The 15,715-nt window shown below is 66.3% G+C and carries 16 protein-coding genes and 2 pseudogenes; 11 read left to right on the plus strand and 7 right to left on the minus strand.

What is annotated here, in order from left to right; translation table 11 throughout:
* Positions 1 to 230: 230 nt before the first annotated feature.
* Complete coding sequence (locus PNAP_RS19855; RefSeq protein ID WP_011803346.1) at positions 231 to 1,061, plus strand: transglutaminase domain-containing protein; 831 nt, start codon at positions 231 to 233, stop codon at positions 1,059 to 1,061.
* Positions 1,062 to 1,140: 79 nt separating this feature from the next.
* Here PNAP_RS19855 and PNAP_RS19860 read toward each other — a convergent pair whose 3' ends face one another.
* Both PNAP_RS19860 and PNAP_RS27740 read right to left on the minus strand, forming a co-directional pair.
* On the minus strand, positions 1,141 to 3,261 hold the full coding sequence (locus PNAP_RS19860; RefSeq protein WP_041376840.1) for a D-(-)-3-hydroxybutyrate oligomer hydrolase: 2,121 nt from the start codon (positions 3,259 to 3,261) through the stop codon (positions 1,141 to 1,143).
* A gap of 94 nt (positions 3,262 to 3,355) precedes the next feature.
* On the minus strand, positions 3,356 to 3,604 hold the full coding sequence (locus PNAP_RS27740; protein ID WP_041376841.1) for a hypothetical protein: 249 nt from the start codon (positions 3,602 to 3,604) through the stop codon (positions 3,356 to 3,358).
* Between PNAP_RS27740 and PNAP_RS19870 the strand changes: the two genes are divergently transcribed.
* Positions 3,603 to 4,634, plus strand: a complete 1,032-nt coding sequence (locus tag PNAP_RS19870; protein WP_049763723.1) for an SDR family oxidoreductase — start codon at positions 3,603 to 3,605, stop codon at positions 4,632 to 4,634. The two genes, PNAP_RS27740 and PNAP_RS19870, sit on opposite strands and share 2 nt — an antisense overlap.
* 167 nt (positions 4,635 to 4,801) lie before the next feature.
* Here the strand turns inward: PNAP_RS19870 and PNAP_RS19875 are convergent, their stop codons facing one another.
* Positions 4,802 to 5,584 carry a glucose 1-dehydrogenase gene (locus PNAP_RS19875; RefSeq protein ID WP_011803349.1) on the minus strand — a complete coding sequence of 261 codons (783 nt, stop codon included), beginning with the start codon at positions 5,582 to 5,584 and terminating at the stop codon, positions 4,802 to 4,804.
* A 162-nt stretch (positions 5,585 to 5,746) separates the two neighbouring features.
* Here PNAP_RS19875 and PNAP_RS19880 point away from each other — a divergent pair, with 162 nt between their 5' ends.
* Together PNAP_RS19880 and PNAP_RS19885 are read left to right on the plus strand one after the other, a co-directional pair.
* Entirely contained in the window at positions 5,747 to 6,643 is an 897-nt protein-coding gene (locus tag PNAP_RS19880) for a LysR family transcriptional regulator (protein ID WP_011803350.1), read from the plus strand.
* Between the two features lie 218 nt (positions 6,644 to 6,861).
* Positions 6,862 to 7,284 (plus strand): VOC family protein, encoded by a 423-nt coding sequence (locus PNAP_RS19885; RefSeq protein ID WP_041377496.1) that lies wholly within the window; start codon positions 6,862 to 6,864, stop codon positions 7,282 to 7,284.
* An 82-nt stretch (positions 7,285 to 7,366) separates the two neighbouring features.
* Here PNAP_RS19885 and PNAP_RS28175 read toward each other — a convergent pair whose 3' ends face one another.
* Complete coding sequence (locus PNAP_RS28175) at positions 7,367 to 7,738, minus strand: hypothetical protein (RefSeq protein ID WP_011803352.1); 372 nt, start codon at positions 7,736 to 7,738, stop codon at positions 7,367 to 7,369.
* A gap of 289 nt (positions 7,739 to 8,027) precedes the next feature.
* Between PNAP_RS28175 and PNAP_RS19895 the strand changes: the two genes are divergently transcribed.
* The 4 genes from PNAP_RS19895 (at position 8,028) to aroQ (ending at position 11,226) form a co-directional block, all read left to right on the plus strand.
* Positions 8,028 to 9,128 (plus strand): pirin family protein, encoded by a 1,101-nt coding sequence (locus PNAP_RS19895; RefSeq protein WP_011803353.1) that lies wholly within the window; start codon positions 8,028 to 8,030, stop codon positions 9,126 to 9,128.
* Positions 9,129 to 9,308: 180 nt separating this feature from the next.
* Entirely contained in the window at positions 9,309 to 9,749 is a 441-nt protein-coding gene (locus tag PNAP_RS19900; RefSeq protein WP_011803354.1) for a response regulator, read from the plus strand.
* Between the two features lie 225 nt (positions 9,750 to 9,974).
* Positions 9,975 to 10,706: a TetR/AcrR family transcriptional regulator gene (locus PNAP_RS19905; RefSeq protein WP_011803355.1), complete on the plus strand. Its 732-nt coding sequence runs from the start codon at positions 9,975 to 9,977 to the stop codon at positions 10,704 to 10,706.
* A gap of 73 nt (positions 10,707 to 10,779) precedes the next feature.
* Positions 10,780 to 11,226 carry a type II 3-dehydroquinate dehydratase gene (gene aroQ / locus PNAP_RS19910; protein WP_011803356.1) on the plus strand — a complete coding sequence of 149 codons (447 nt, stop codon included), beginning with the start codon at positions 10,780 to 10,782 and terminating at the stop codon, positions 11,224 to 11,226.
* A 24-nt stretch (positions 11,227 to 11,250) separates the two neighbouring features.
* Here the strand turns inward: aroQ and PNAP_RS19915 are convergent, their stop codons facing one another.
* Both PNAP_RS19915 and PNAP_RS27745 read right to left on the minus strand, forming a co-directional pair.
* Complete coding sequence (locus PNAP_RS19915; protein WP_041376842.1) at positions 11,251 to 11,991, minus strand: hypothetical protein; 741 nt, start codon at positions 11,989 to 11,991, stop codon at positions 11,251 to 11,253.
* Positions 11,992 to 12,017: 26 nt separating this feature from the next.
* Positions 12,018 to 12,194 (minus strand): annotated as a pseudogene (locus tag PNAP_RS27745) (hypothetical protein); the annotation flags it as partial.
* Between PNAP_RS27745 and PNAP_RS19920 the strand changes: the two are divergent.
* Positions 12,193 to 12,339: pseudogene (locus PNAP_RS19920) on the plus strand (type II 3-dehydroquinate dehydratase); the annotation flags it as partial. The pseudogenes PNAP_RS27745 and PNAP_RS19920 sit on opposite strands and share 2 nt — an antisense overlap.
* 106 nt (positions 12,340 to 12,445) lie before the next feature.
* Positions 12,446 to 12,898 (plus strand): pyridoxamine 5'-phosphate oxidase family protein, encoded by a 453-nt coding sequence (locus PNAP_RS19925; RefSeq protein WP_011803358.1) that lies wholly within the window; start codon positions 12,446 to 12,448, stop codon positions 12,896 to 12,898.
* A 60-nt stretch (positions 12,899 to 12,958) separates the two neighbouring features.
* On the opposite strand, the gene PNAP_RS19930 is transcribed toward PNAP_RS19925, so the two are convergent.
* Positions 12,959 to 15,196, minus strand: coding sequence for a heavy metal translocating P-type ATPase (locus tag PNAP_RS19930; protein WP_011803359.1), 2,238 nt, complete (start codon positions 15,194 to 15,196; stop codon positions 12,959 to 12,961).
* 56 nt (positions 15,197 to 15,252) lie between these two features.
* On the opposite strand from PNAP_RS19930, the gene PNAP_RS19935 reads away from it, so the two are divergent.
* A complete protein-coding gene (locus PNAP_RS19935; protein WP_011803360.1) occupies positions 15,253 to 15,711 on the plus strand; it encodes a MerR family transcriptional regulator in 459 nt (152 codons plus the stop codon).
* Positions 15,712 to 15,715 lie beyond the last annotated feature (4 nt).

Raw genomic sequence — 15,715 nt, forward strand, 5'->3', positions numbered from 1 at the left:
CGCACTTTCACGCCATGCCGCCAGGCGAAAGCGCCGAGATTCGGCCCGGCAAACCAGCCGGCAGGGCCGCAAGCCAACGGATTGAAGCCCATGATGCTATTTTTTTAATAGCTGCTGGTGCTTGTCAGGCAAGCGCAACAGCCCTCTTTAATATATTTTTCAATTGATGGCCAAGCTTGTTAAGCTGTTGGGTTTGTCCTGCAACCCACCTCCTTTATTTTCTCTTTTCCATGAAGCTCAAAGCCTCCTGTTTCATCCGCGTCACCGCCTTTTCAGACTGCCCCATGATTGCGATGCTGCGCCCGCGCAGCGGCGTGACGCAGTGGATGATCAGCGAGCGTTATGACCTGGAGCCGTGGGTGCCGGTGGAAGAATTCATCGACAGCTACGGCAACCTGTGCCAGCGCATGATCGTGCCGCGCGGCCACATGCGCATCGGCGTCGAGGTGGCGATGGAGGTCGAGGACCACATCACGGTCGCGCCGCATGCGCCGCAGACCCCGATCAGCGAGCTGCCTTCCAATGTGCTGCATTACCTCTTGCAAAGCCGCTACTGCCCGTCGGACAAGATGCTGCATAAGGCGCTGTCGGTGGTCGGCAGGACGCCCCGGGGCTATGCCCAGGTCGAAAAGATCCGCTCCTGGATTCACCACAACCTGGCCTACCGCTACGGCGTCAGCTCGGCCAGCACCGATGCGCTGGACACGCTGGAGCACGGCGCGGGCGTGTGCCGCGACTTTGCGCATGTCGGCATCGCGCTGTGCCGCAGCCTGCAGATTCCGGCGCGCATGGTGGTGGGCTACATGCACGGGCTCAAGCCGATGGACCTGCATGCCTGGTTCGAGGCCTTCCTGGGCGGACGCTGGTACACCTTCGACGCCACGCAGGACGCGCCGCGCGGCGCCCGCATCGTTCTGGCCTACGGCCATGACGCGACCGACGTGGCCTTTATTTCAGACTACGGCCCGCGCCCGCTGCAACTCAACGAGATGCGGGTCGAGGTGACGGCGCCCGATGAAGCGCAGCCTGAAGCGGTGCCGGCGGTCAAAACCAGCAAATAAACAAGCCGGCTTCTGGCACTTCGAAAAAAAGCCCGTGGCGCAGTTTTGCGCCACGGGCTTTTTCGCAGGCGCGACGCGCTCAGTCGGCGATGGTCACCACGTTGTTGGCGAAGGTGATCTGGTCAGCGGCGGCGGGCGTCGTCTTGATCGGCGGCACATTGCTGGCGGCAATCGGATTGGCCACGGCGCCCGTCAGGCCGCGCGGCACGGTGCGCACTACCTGGCTGGCCGGCAGGGCGGCGCCGGTCTTCAGGTTGGCATACATCATGTCCATCGCCTGGATGAAGTAGCGGTGCAGCGGCACCATGCGTTCCGGATAGCCCGGGAAGGCGAGGAAGGCGTCGAAATGCTGGGCATTGGTCACCTCGATGTACGACAGCCGGCTAGCCGTGCCTTCGACGATCTTGTTCATGCCGTAGTAAGGCCGGCCGGTGAAGGCCACCGGCAGCAGCGTGTCGGCCCGGCCCTGCACGATCAGCGCCGGCTTGCCGCGCAGGTTGGCGCTGCGCACCACTTCGCTCATGCCCTGCCTGACGCGCACGGCGTTGGCGCTGCTTCCGGTAGCCAGCTCGCGCATGCACAGCGCGCCGGCGATGTTGTAGTCCTGCACACCGCCGGCCGACAGCGAGGCGGCATCGAGCAAGGGTCCGCCCGCGCTGAGGTTGTTGACGATGTTGATGCCGATGGTCGGCGGCACGCCGTTGGACGCGCCGAACGAGGTCGCCAGCGCGCTGGCGGAAGCCGGAACCGGGGCGTTCGGCGTCGCCGATGCGGCGGCGCCGGTGGCCGCGAAGCTGAAGCCGCACAGGTTGTCCTTGACGCTGAAGCGGCCATAGGTGTTGGCATACGTCAGCCCGACCGACAGCGTTGCAAACGAGTAGTGCGAGGCCTGCAGCACATTGCTTTCCGGCTGCCAGCCCGCCGCGACCAGCGCGGCCAGCGCGCTGGCGGCCTGTTCGGCGGTCGTGGTGCCGGTGACCAGGCCGTTGGCCTTGAGGGCGCTGCAGCGGTTGGTGGCAGTCGCCGCGTTGACCGTGTTGAAGGCGTTCGTGGCGGGAGACACCAGCGCCGCGCAAGGCTGCAGCAAATTGGCCAGCGTGAAATAGTCATATAGCGGCTTGCCGGTGCCGACCAGCACGCTGGCGCCGCGCTTGACGCTCAGGCGGGCGTCGGGCGCCAGTTGCACTTCGGGCTCGGCCACCGCCACGCCGCTGATCAGGCCCTGCGTGTCCTGCTCTGCCGCCGCCAGCGCCGCGCCGGCGCCGTTGGACACGCTGGAGGCGATCACGATGGTGTTCGACGGCGTGAGCTTTTTCAGGTGCGTCGCGCCGTCCCGGGCCAGGTCGCCGTATTTTTCATTCAGCACGAAATAGGCGAACTCGACCGATTGCAGCGTCCATTTGCCCCAGTCCTTTTCAGGATTCTGCTGCGAATGCGCATGCTTGACGGCAAAGCGGTTCGGCGTGGCCGCGTTGAAGGCGGCCCGCTCGGAGGCGCTCAGTTCGGCGGTGAAGATCGAGTTTTTTCCGGCGGCAGCGGCGTCGGTGCGAACGCCGTTTTGCACGTTGACGGTGTTGTTCTGCAGGTCGTGGATGCCGGTGCCCGTGCCCTTGTCGGTGTAGGCCACGGCGCAGCCGTTTTTCAGGCCCCACTCGCCGGCCGAGCCGATGGCGCCGTACACGCCGCGCGAGCCGCTGGAGGTGCCGGTCACGATGCAGGCATTGGCCGGGTTGAAGCTGGCCGGCACCTGCACCATCATGGTGATGTTCTGCCTGCCCGTGCCGTCGTCGGAGTAGGCGATGTATTCGGTCCCGGCGATCTTGCCTTCGCCGGTGGTGATGACGCCCTTGGCATCGACGTTCGGGCCATACAGCGTGCCGTAGCCGCCGTTCGTGCTGATGTCGAGGATGGCGCGGTAGTTGTTGAAAATCGCCAGCCGGCGCAGTTCGGCGGGGGTCGGCTTCAGCGGGTCGGCCACGGCCGGCGCGGTCCCGCCCAGGCCGGTCTTGCCGAGGCCGGCGGTGAGCAGGTCGTCGCTGGCGCCGTCGTAGCTGGCGATGGCGACGGCGCCCAGGTAGGCCGGCTTGGTGTTTTTGCTTTCGAAAGGATCACTGTTCCCGCCGCAGGCGCCGAGCGCCAGTACGGCAGCGGCCAGCGAGGTGAGCGTCAAGGTGTTTTTGCCTGCAATGATGATGGTCATGTCGTCCTTTTGATGTTGATTTATTCGTTGATTCATTCATCGAGTCCTCACACACACCGGCTCAAAGCAATCTCGTCCTTCCCAAGCAAGGCTGTCACTCCAGCGTGCGAACCGTCGGCAGGTCCAGGCGCAAGGGCCTGGCCTGACGGGCCAGCCTGATGATGGTCGGTAACACCTTTGGTTTCAACTCCGTGCAACTACTTACCGGGGCAAGCGAGCTTGACAGCGCCGTAAAAATAGCGCCGCGGCGCCTTCGCCGATTGACAGCCGGGTTTTTGCCCCCGACGATTAAAAACCCCGCAACCACTTCCACCACTTCCACCACTTCCAGGCTAGACACCATGCCCAACTCCGACGCCCCCCAGCCCTTTGCCCCCGTCGTGGTCCTGACCGGCGCCTCCAGCGGCATCGGCCACGCCACCGCACTGGCCTTTGCCCGCGCGGGCGCGCGCCTGGTGCTGGCGGCACGCGGTGCCCAGGCGCTGGACCGGGTGGCCGCCGAATGCGAGCTGCTGGACGCCCGGGCGCTGGCCGTGCCGACCGACGTGACCGATGCCGACGCCATGCGCGCGCTGGCCGACGCCGCCATCGAGCGCTTTGGCCACATCGATGTCTGGATCAACAACGCCGGCACCGGCGCGGTCGGCGCCTTCGACGCCACGCCCATCGAGGCGCACCAGCGGGTCATCGAGTCCAACCTGATCGGCCACCTCAACGGCGCGCATGCGGTGCTGCCGCATTTTCGAAAGCAGGGGCGCGGCACGCTGATCAACATGATCTCTTCCGGCGGCTGGGTCGCCACGCCTTACGCGGCGGCCTACACCGCCAGCCAGTTCGGGCTGCGCGGCTTTTCCGAAGCGCTGCGCGCCGAGCTGGGCAGCCTGCCGGGCGTGCATGTCTGCGAGGTGTACCCGGCGTTTGTCGATACGCCGGGCCTGCTGCACGGCGCCAACTACACCGGCAAGCGGCTGCGCCCGGCGCCGCCCGTGCTCGACCCGCGCCAGGTCGCGGACAGCCTGGTGGCCTTGGCCAAAGCGCCGCGCGACGTGACCTCGATAGGCAGCGCGGCGCTGCCCGGACGGCTGGCGCATGCCGTGGCGCCCGGGCTGACCGGCCGCGTCAGCGCCTGGTTCACCAACCGCGCCCTCAACCGCGCCGACCCGGCGCCGATCACCAACGGCAACCTGTTCGAGCCGTCCCGCGTCCACACGATTGACGGCGGCCACCGCACGCTGGCGACGCGCGCCGCGCCGCTGGCGGCAGTGGCGCTGGCCGGCGCGCTCGGGCTGGGGCTGCTGTGGGCGCTGCGCTCGCGCAGGCCGCATCAGCAAGGCCCCGCCCGTTCACGGCGGGCGGCAGGCTGGCAAGGCTGAGAATGCTCTGTTTTTAATAGCTGCCTGCGCACGCTGGACGTGCGCAGACTGGCTATTTGGTTCATAAACCGCAATGTTTCAGGCCAGTTGCGCCGGCGATGACCCGGCCGCCCGGCCGCTGTTTGCGCAAATAGAGGAACAGCTGGCGGCGCTATCCTGAAGCGGCGTTAAACCACCCCGCCATTGGCGCGCAGCGTCTGGCCGTTGACCCAGCCGGCGTCTTCGCTGACCAAAAAAGCGACCGCAGCGGCGATGTCCCCAGGCGTGCCCAGGCGTTCCAGCGGCGCCATTTTCGACAGGCGCTCAACCGTTTCGGGGGTCTTGCCGTTCAGGAACAGGTCCGTGGCGGTCGGGCCGGGCGCGACCGCATTGATGCGGATGTTCTTGCCGCGCAGCTCCTTGGCCATGATGTGGGTGAAGGTTTCGACCGCGCTCTTGGTGGCGGCGTACACCGCGTAGCCTGGCAGTGCCAGGCCGATCACGCTGCTGGAAAAGTTGACGATGCGCCCGCCGTGCTGCAGGCGCGCGGCGGCTTCGCGCAGGGTGTTGAAGGTGCCCCTGACGTTGACGGCGAACAGGCGCTCGAACGTCGCGTCGTCGGTGTCGGCCAGATGCGGCAGCGCTGGCGGCATGATGCCGGCGTTGTTGACCAGCACATCGACGCGGCCGAAGGCCTCGATGGCCTGGTCGAACAGGGCGCGCACGGCGGCGGCGTCCGACACGTCGGCCTGCACCGCCAGCGCCTGGCCGCCGGCCGATTCGATGGCCTGCACGACGGCGCGGGCTTCGGCGGCCTTGCCGGCGTAGTTGACGACCACCGCATAACCGCCGCGCGCCAGGCGCCGGGCAATGGCCGCGCCGATGCCGCGCGAGGCGCCGGTGACGATGGCGACCTGGGCCACCGCAATGGATGGGTCGCTGGCGGGGTGGCGGGTGCTGGAAGCGGTCATGTAAAAACTCCTTGGTTGAACGGATGGCGGTTGGCGGGCTGGCATCGCCTTGATGGGCCGGTGGCTTGATTGTTCTATTCAATTCAAGTGCGATAAAGTCCCTGAAGTTGCGATCACTGTTCAACCCATCCAAACAATCCAACGACCTAAAGCGAGGCTTGCATGGACCGTTTTCATGCCATGCGGCTGTTCACCCGCATCGTCGAGCTGGGCAGCTTCACCAAGGCGGCCGACGACCTGCAGCTGCCGCGCGCCACCGTGACGCATGCCGTGCAGCAACTCGAAAAACGCCTGGGCACCCGGCTGCTGCACCGCACGACGCGGCAGGTCAGCGCCAGCCAGGACGGCCAGGCCTATTACGAGCGCTGCCGGCGCCTTCTGGCCGACCTCGAAGAAGCCGAAACGGCCTTTGCCAACAGCGCCGCCCAGCCCAAAGGCAAGCTGCGCGTTGACCTGCAGGGCACGCTGGCCAAGCACTTCGTGCTGCCGGTGATCGCCGATTTTTTTGCGCGCTACCCCGGCATCGAGCTGGAAATCGGCATGGGCGACCGCTTCGTGGACCTGGTGCGCGAAGGCGTGGACTGCGTGCTGCGGGCTGGCGAACTCAGCGACTCCAGCATGGTGGCGCGACGCGTGGCCCGGCTGCGGCAGGTCACCTGCGCCAGCCGCGACTACCTGGCCAGGCACGGCACGCCGGACACCGTCGAGGCCTTGCGCGGCCACCAGGCGGTGAATTTTTTATCGCCCCAGGACGGCAGGCCACTGCCTTTTGAATTCCTCATCAATGGCGCGGTGCGCAGCCTGCAGCTGCAGGGCCAGGTGGCGGTGAGCGATGCCGATGCCTACGTGGCCTGCTGCGCGGCGCATCTGGGCCTGATCCAGTTGCCGCGCTACCACGTTGCAGCACGGCTGGACAGCGGCTGCTTTGTCGAAGTGCTGGCGCCGTGGCGCCCTGCGCCCATGCCGGTGTCGGTGCTGTACCCGCAGCACCGCCAACTGTCGCCACGGGTGCGTGTCTTTGTCGATTGGCTGGTTGAGGTGATGGGGCAAGCCGGCTGAAAGCTGGCGCCGTCAGGCCGCAGCCCCTTGTTCAACCCTGTCCAGCAGCCATTGCGCGCCGGGACGGCGCGCCGCAGGGTTACATTTTCAGACCGCCCGACGCTGCAAAGGCCGTCCGGCTTTGGTATGGTTTGAGCGGGTGATGCATACCAGACCGGCGCTCTTGCCCCGGCATGGCGCATGCCCAGCGCATCACCCTTTTTCAAAAGGAGATTGCCATGCAAGTCCAGCCCTACCTGTTTTTCGACGGCCGCTGCGAGGAGGCCCTTGATTTTTACCGTGCCGCGCTCGGCGCCGAAGTCACCATGCTGATGCGCTTCAGGGAAAGCCCCGAGCCGCAGCCGCCGGGCATGTGCGCGCCGGGTTCCGAAGACAAGGTAATGCACGCCAGCTTTCGCATCGGCGAGACCGAACTGATGGCCTCCGACGGACGCGCCATGGGGCAGCCGGAATTCAAGGGCTTTTCGCTGTCGGTGTCACCGGCAAGCGATGACGAAGCCCGCAAGCTGTTCAGCGCCCTGGGCGACGGCGGGCAGGTGCAGATGCCGCTGGACAAGACGTTTTTTGCCTCATCGTTCGGCATGGTGGCCGACCGCTTCGGTGTGTCGTGGATGGTGATCGTGCCGCTGGCGCCGGCCTGAACGCGGCGCTCAGCGGCTAAAGCCACCCGCCAGCGGCGGCAACCAGCCGCCGGCGGGAATCCTGCGTTGCGCAGGAAAAAGCTTATTTGGCTGGAACGACAACGACGGTGTCGCCGCCGGTTTTGCCGGTATCGCCCTTGGTGCCTTCGGCGCCGGTGGCGCCGGTTGCACCCGTTGCGCCGGTGTAGCCCGTCGAACCCGTCGAGCCGGTGGAGCCGGTCGCGCCGTCATTGCCGGTTGCGCCGGTGGCGCCAGTCGCACCCGTTGCGCCTGGAACGGCAACCGTCGAGCCGGTTGAGCCGGTGGCGCCAGTGTCGCCGGTGGCGCCTGCCGGGCCAGCGGGACCGGGAACAATCACGACCGGCGCGGCGGCAGGCGGGGTCACGGTGGTTTTTTCGCAAGCCGTCAGGCCGAGCATTGCAACCAGTGCGGCGAGCAGTAAAGAATATTTCATGGGAAGCCTTTGAGGTGAAGAGAAAGCCGCACCAAGTTATATGTGTGCGTTGACAGTTTTTTCTTGCCGCGACCTTTAACAGTCACTGACAAGCTGTAACCCTAATTTACTGAAAAAGTTGCATCGCAAATGTAGGACGTTTCCACGACTGTTCGTCGCCTTTGGGCGGGTACTGCGCATGCAGGCGCGCCGTGCAGGCATCGGCTGACGGCCTGAAGCGCCGCGCTTGAAAGCGCTTGAAACACAACACGGCAGCCTCACCTGTGTGTTTTTGAAAGCACGCTTCACGATGATTCAATCGCCCGCCTCTGCCGCGCCCCATGCCGACTCACCCGTCCTCCAGGTCAAGCCGCTCGGCTTTCCGTGGGAAACCCTCGACCCCTTCCTGTTTTGCGTGTACCACGACGACGCCTACCCGGCGGCCAATGCGCAGATGGGTCCGGCCGCTTCGCTGGCGGGACGCGACATCGGCCAGGACTTCAGCCGCAAGGACGGCTGGAGCATGTACCACGGCAGCGCGGTGCCGGGCTTTCCGGCGCATCCGCACCGGGGCTTTGAAACCGTGACCATCGTCCGCAAGGGACTGATCGACCACGCCGATTCGCTGGGCGCCATGGCGCGCTTCGGGCAAGGCGATGTGCAGTGGCTCACGGCCGGCCAGGGCGTCGTGCATTCGGAGATGTTTCCGCTGCTCGATGAAAAAGGCCCGAATCCGCTGGAGCTGTTCCAGATCTGGCTGAACCTGCCGGCTCGCAGCAAGATGGCAGCGCCCAACTTCACCATGTTCTGGTCGCAGGCGATTCCACGCCTGACTGCGCTTGATGCCGACGGCCGCGCGACCGAGGTGGCGGTCATTGCCGGCCGGCTCGACGCGCCGCACGCTGGCGTGACCGAACCGCTGCCGCCGCCGCCCGACTCTTGGGCCGCTCGGCCTGACGCCGACGTGGCCATCTGGACGATTTGCATGGCGCCCGGCGCCCGCTGGACGCTGCCTGCCGCCAGCGGCAAGGACACCCGGCGCCAGCTGTATTTCTTCAAGGGCGCGTCGGTCGCGGTGGCGGGCCAGGCGGTCAGCCGGGCCAGCGCCATCGAGCTGCGCGCCAATGCCGCCGTGGAACTGGTCAACGGCCTTGACGAGGCTGAATTCCTGCTGCTCCAGGGCCGGCCGATTGGCGAGCCGGTGGCGCAGTACGGCCCGTTCGTCATGAACACCCAGGCCGAAATCAGGCAGACGCTGGCCGACTACCAGCGCACCCAATTCGGCGGCTGGCCGTGGCAAGGCAGCGCGCCGGTGCATGGACGCGAGCCGGCGCGGTTTGCGCGGCACCCCGGCGGCGCCGAGGAACGGCCCGCCGAAAGCGCCGCGGCCAGCGACTCGGCAACGGCCTGACGGCGGGCCATAGCCTCCAGCCGCACCGGGCGTTGCGGGGCGCAACCCGGACTTGTGTCTTGTCCTACTTTTTCAGGCGTTATTGGATGGCAGTTTTTTAACCGCCGCAGTGTTTTCATGAATCAGGGAGATTTCCTGATGTGCGGAAAAATAATTCGCACATGAACACACAGGTCACCCATGGAAACATTCATTACTTACGTGGTTGAAGACAATCCGACCGTCCTGTCCAATCTGGTAGAAGCGCTGAGCGAGATAGCCCATGTGAAAGTCACCGCGCATTCGGCCACGCAGTCCGAAGCAAGCCAGTGGCTGGAACGGCATCACGCCCACTGGCATTTGGCCATCGTCGATCTGTTTTTAAAGCAGGGCACGGGGCTGGGCGTGCTGGCGGCTTGCCGTAATCGCCAGCCGCACCAGAAAATGGTCCTCCTGACCAACTACGCCACGCCGGAAATCCGGCTGCGGTCGGTGGCGCTGGGGGCTGACGCCGTCTTTGACAAATCGACCGAACTCGACGACCTGCTGCTCTACTGCATCAAGCAGACCCACAAGCTCACGCAGGACCATGGCCAGGAGACGCAGCGCAACGTCCTTTCACACCCGCGCCAGTCGAACTAGCAAAGGGCGCGGTGGTTGCCCAAAGGCATCCAGCCTGTTTTTGCTATTAAATATATAGCTATTTGTGCAATACCATCACGCGCAAATGGCCTATTTGATGCTTGATTTATCAAAAACCAGGCCGCTTCCCGGCCAGCCCGATCCCCCGCGCAGCCATTGCCCCATTAACCCTGCCACGGGTTCGGGAAGTGGCTGCGCTCGCGGGTTGCGGCCTATACTTTGCGAATGAACGAAACAGTACATTCGCCACGGGTCGGCGCCGCTTCACCGGCGGAAAAATCCCGGGCGCCAGCGCGCAAAAGCCTGCGCAAGACGCAGGCCCCGGGGCCTGCGCCGTCCCGCACCAACGACCCGGCCCGCACCATGGCCGGCATCCTGGAGGTGGCGACGGCCGAGTTTTCCGAAAAGGGTCTGAGCGGCGCACGCATCGACGAAATCGCGGCGGCCACCCAGACCAGCAAGCGCATGATCTACTACTATTTCGGCAGCAAGGAAGGCCTGTACCTGGCCGTGCTGGAAGAGTCGTACCGGCGCATGCGCAGCATCGAGGCCGGGCTCAAGCTGGACGACCTGCCGCCCGAGGACGCGTTGCGCCGCCTGGTGGGTTTCACCTTCGACCACCACCACGGCAACCAGGGCTACATCCGGCTGGTGATGGCCGAAAACATGGAGCGCGGCAGCTACCTGGCGCAGAGCAAGATCATCCAGGAACTCAATGTGCCGGCCATCGGCGCCATCGACAAGCTGTATGCGCGCGGCGTGGCGCAAGGCGTGTTCCGCGCCGGCCTGGACCCGACCGACATTCACGCCTCGATCTCGGCGCTGACGTTTTTCAATGTCTCCAACCAGCACACCTTCGGGCTGATCTTCAAGGGCGACACCCACTCGCCCGAAGCGCTGGCGGCACGGCGCGGCAGCATCATCGAGATGATCGTGCGCTTCATGCGCGCGCCCTGATGCGGGTCTTGCCGCGCCGCGCCGTTGATCCGTCAACCCACCGATTCCATTTTCACTACCCGAAAGAGACCCGATGAACATCCTCATGCTGCACGGCATCAACCTCAACATGTTCGGCAAGCGCGACCCCAAGCAGTACGGCACCATCACGCTCGACGAGATCAATGCCCGCGTGGGCGCCCTGGGCCAGGAACTGGGCGCCACGGTCGAGGCCTTCCAGACCAACAGCGAAGGCGCGATGTGCGAGCGCATTCACCAGGCCTATGCCGACGGCGTGGACGCGGTCATGATCAACGCCGGCGCCTGGACGCACTACAGCTACGGCATCCGCGACGCGCTGGCCATCCTGACCTGCCCGATTGTCGAGTTGCACATGTCCAACATCCATGCGCGCGAAGCGTTCCGCCATGTCTCGGTGTTCGGCGAAATCGTCCGGGGCCAGATCTGCGGCTTTGGCGCGGACAGCTATTTGCTGGGCCTGCGCGCCGCAGTGTCCGCCGCCCAAGCGGGCCGGGTCTAAATACCGCCGCGCCAACCCGCTGGGCTAGCCAGCCCGGCGCCACCGGCCCGAATCCGGGCACACACCGGCCGGTGCGCCGTTCAGCCAGACTTGTTCCTCATCCAGTCGCTGCGCGGTCGAAGGGTCGATGTCGAAGGCGACCTGGAGTGCATGCCCGAGATGAGCCTCCTCGATGGGAAGCTCCCATGTCAGGAATACCTGGGTGCAATCCTTGTCGTCGGGGAAGTCCGCCACATCAAAGCCGCTGCTGCGGCGCGCAATGACGCCGTGCGGCTGGCCCGTGTCGAACACCACAGCCGTTCCCCTGGCCAGCGAGATTCGGTGGCCTGTCGAGGGGAAATGCAGGTCCAGGCCCCTGTCCTCGCTCAGGAAGAGATTGCAAAAAGCCATGCCGCCATAGCGTGCGCCGTCATGGTGGTACCTGGCGCCGCGGCAGGCCATCAGGGCGACGTCACAGGAGGCCAGCGCTTCGGGCAGACCGAGCGTGCGCGTCCAGTCGGACACCGCCTGCACGCAATGCCTGTAGTCCGGCCAGCGCGCCCGCGCTCGCGCCAAAGGCAATGCCTCGACATCTCCGGGCTCCAGGCCCAGACGCAACGATGCCTCCCTTGTCCAATCGGCTATCAGCCTTGCCGGGGGCGCAGGCACGTCGAGCGTGCCCGAGAGCACGACATCACTCACGCTTCGGCTGCGGATCGCATCGCCACTCCAGAAATACGAAGCCAGGAGGTCGCGCACAGGGTGGGGTTGAGAAGGGTGGCGCATCGGGGCCAGTGTATGCAAACACGGCCTTACCGGCGCAGCAGCCGCAGGCCGTTGGCCACCACCAGCAGGCTGGCGCCCATGTCGGCGAACACCGCCATCCACATGGTCGCGCTGCCGAACACGGCCAGCACGAAAAACACCGCCTTGATGCCAAGAGCCAGCGCGATGTTCTGCCACAGCACGGCATGCGTGCGCCGCGACATGTCCAACATCCATGCCAAAGAGGCCTTCCGCCATGTCTCGGTGTTCGCCGAAATCGTCCGGGGCCAGATCTGCGGCTTTGGCGTGGACAGCTATTTGCTGGGCCTGCGCGCGGCGGTGTCCGCCGTCGAAGCGGCCAGGGCCTGAAGACAGCGCCGCCAGCGCGCGGCCCTTGATAACGGTCAAGGCCGCGCGCTCAAACAAGCCCAAAATGTCGTGGAATTTCCCCTGTTGACGATTGAGGAGGCGACTCATGGACGACGAAATCAGACGGAAAATCCTGGCGCTGCTGGACCAGCATCGAATCATGACGGTGGCGACGCTGCGGCCCGATGGCTGGCCACAGGCAACGACGGTCGGCTACGTGAACGAAGGCTTGAGCCTGTATTTTCTGTGCGGGCTGGACAGTCAGAAGGCCAAAAACCTGGCGCTGGATGATCGGCTTTCACTGACCATCGATCACGACACGGCGGACTTGATGGCAATCACCGGCCTGTCGATGGCGGCACGCGCGCAGGCGGTCGATGACCGGGCCGAAGCGGAAAAAGTCTTGCGCATGCTGCCGCTGAAATACCCCGAGGCACCGCCTCTGCCGATGAAGATGCCGAGCCCGGACGAGGTCCGCATCTTCCGCGTCACGCCCACGGTCATTTCCGTGCTGGATTACTCCAAAGGCTTCGGGCATACGGATCTCGTCATTTGCTGATGGCGTCGCGCAGGTCTTCATCAAGCGGTGGTTCCAGTCGCTCGATACGGCCCGTCACCGCTAGCGGCGCAGCAGCCGCAGGCCGTTGGCCACCACCAGCAGGCTGGCGCCCATGTCGGCGAACACAGCCATCCACATGGTCGCGCTGCCGAACACGGCCAGCACGAAAAACACCGCCTTGATGCCCAGGGCCAGCGCGATGTTTTGCCACAGCACGGCATGCGTGCGCCGCGACAGGCGCACCGTCTCGGCGATGCGCCGCAGGTTGTCGTTCATGATGACCACGTCGGCCGCCTCGATGGCAATGTCGGTGCCCGCGCCGCCCATGGCAAAACCGATGTCGGCCTGCGCCAGCGCGGGCGCGTCGTTGATGCCGTCGCCGATCATGCCGGTCGCGCCGTACTGGCCTTGCAGCTGCCGGATGGCGGCCAGTTTTTCCTCGGGCAGCAGGTTGCCGCGCACGTCAATGATGCCGGCCTGCGCCGCCACCGCGCTGGCCGTGGCGGCGTTGTCGCCGCTGAGCATGACGGGCGTCACGCCCAGCGCCTTCAGCTCGGCAATCGCCTGGCGCGAGCTTTCCTTGATGGTGTCGGCCACCGCGAAGATTCCCAGCACGCCCTGCGCGCTGGCCAGCAGCGTGACCGTGCGGCCCTGCTGCTCGTGCAGGGCCAGCGCCGCTTCCAGCGCGGGCGAGCATTGCTGGCGCTCCTCCATCAGCCGGTGGTTGCCCAGCGCGTACGGTTGTCCACCGATCCGGCCCTGGACGCCCCGCCCCGACAGCGCCTCAAGCATCTCGACCGCCTCAACTGCCCCTGCCGGCAGGGCGCCTTGCGGGTTGCCGGCCCGCAGCCCCTGCGCGATGGCGCTGGACACCGGATGGTCGGAGCGCGCCGCCAGCGTGGCCGCCAGGCGGCCGACTTCGGCCTGATCCGCGCCGCCCCATGCCTGCCAGGCCACCAGCACCGGCTTGCCTTGGGTGATGGTGCCGGTCTTGTCCAGCGCCACGGCCTTCAGCCGCCGGGCGTCTTCGAGGTAGGTGCCGCCCTTGATCAAGATGCCGCGCCGCGCCGCCGTGGTCAGGCCGCTGACGACCGTGACCGGCGTGGACACCACCAGCGCGCACGGGCAGGCAATCACCAGCAGCACCAGCGCCTTGTACAGCGCCTCCAGCCAGGTCCAGTCAAGCAGCAGCGGCGTCAGGACGGCCACGGCCAGCGCCAGCATGAACACCGCCGGCGTGTAGATGGCGGCGAAGCGGTCGATGAAGGTCTGCGTGGGCGCGCGCGCGCCCTGCGCCTGCTCGACGGCGTGGATGATGCGCGCCAGCGTGCTGTCGCTGGCGGCCGCCGTGACCCGCAGCTCCAGCGCGCCGGTCTGGCTGATGGTGCCGCCGAACACGCTGTCGCCCGCCGCCTTGTCCACCGGCAGGCTTTCCCCTGTGACCGACGCCTGATCAACCGCGCTGGCGCCGGCCATGACCAGGCCGTCCAGCGGAATGCGCCCGCCGGGCCGCACGCGCACCGTGGCGCCCAGCGGCACGTCATTGAGCGGCACGCTGGTCCACTGGCCGTCCGGCTGGCGAAGCTCGGCGGCTTCGGGCGCCAGTGCCATCAGGCCCTTGATGGCATTGCGCGCGCGGTCCACCGCCATGGCCTCGATCAGCTCGGCGATGGAATACAGCGCCATCACCATGGCCGCCTCGGGCCACTGGCCGATCAGGAAGGCGCCGGTGACGGCCACCGTCATCAGCGCATTGATGTTGAGCCGGCGCCTGAACAAGGCCGTGAGGCCTTTCTGGTACACCTCCAGCCCGGCCATGAAGATGGCGGCCAGCGCCACCGCCATGCCGGCCAGCGTCCAGGGCAGGCCGGCGGGGGCGAAAAAGCTGATCACCTCGGCCACCCCGGCCAGCCCCAGCGCGCCCGCCAGGCGCGGCAGGCCCGAGGGCAGGCCGCCGTGGCCGTGCGCGTGATCGTGCTCATGGTCGTGCGCACCATGGGTTTGGCCGGCTGGCCCGGCGTCGGTAAACGGCTGCATCTTGTAGCCCGCCTGGCCTATCGCGCTGACCGCCGCCTGAAGGGCTTCGGCCTGCGCATCAATCGTCAGCGTGCGCGCCACCAGCTGAAAGTTGAGCGAGCGGATGCCCGGCACGCCGGCCAGCACGCGCCGGATGTCGGCCTCTTCAACCGCGCAGTCCATCGCCGGGATGCGAAAGCGCGTGGCGCCGGCGGGAACAGGCGCGGCCGGAAGGTCGGCAATGGCGGACGTGTGAGAGGGTTGGTTGCAGCAGTCGGTCATGGTTTTTGTTTCCTGTGCAACCATTAAAAACCCTGAACCCACTTGAAGGTCAAGCCATGCCCGCCACAAGACCCCTGCGCCTGATCGGGAAAGCCGCCGCCCTGAGCGGCGTCAGCGCCGCCAACATCCGTTTCTACGAGGCCCAGGGCCTGCTGGCGGCCGGCCCGCGCTCGGCCAACGGCTACCGCAGCTACACCGACGGCGACATCCACCAGTTGCGCTTCATCCGCCTGTGCCGGGCGATGGACATGTCGCTCGATGAAGTCCGCACCCTGCTGAACCTGGACCTGGCCCAGAAAGCCGACTGCGCGGCGGCGAACGCCGCGCTCGAATCCCACATCGCGCATGTCGGCGAGCGCTTGGCCGAACTGCAGGCCCTGCAGCAAGACCTGGTGCAGCTGCGCGACTGCTGCGACGGCAGCGGGCCGCAGTGCAAAATCATGCAGGCGCTGCACGACCGCGCCGCGCACCTGCCGCGCGAAGAGGCGAAGTCGCGCGCGCACCGGCATGTGTGACGCG

Origin of the sequence: Polaromonas naphthalenivorans CJ2 (genome assembly GCF_000015505.1) — a bacterium.
In the GTDB taxonomy this organism is placed as follows: domain Bacteria; phylum Pseudomonadota; class Gammaproteobacteria; order Burkholderiales; family Burkholderiaceae_C; genus Polaromonas; species Polaromonas naphthalenivorans.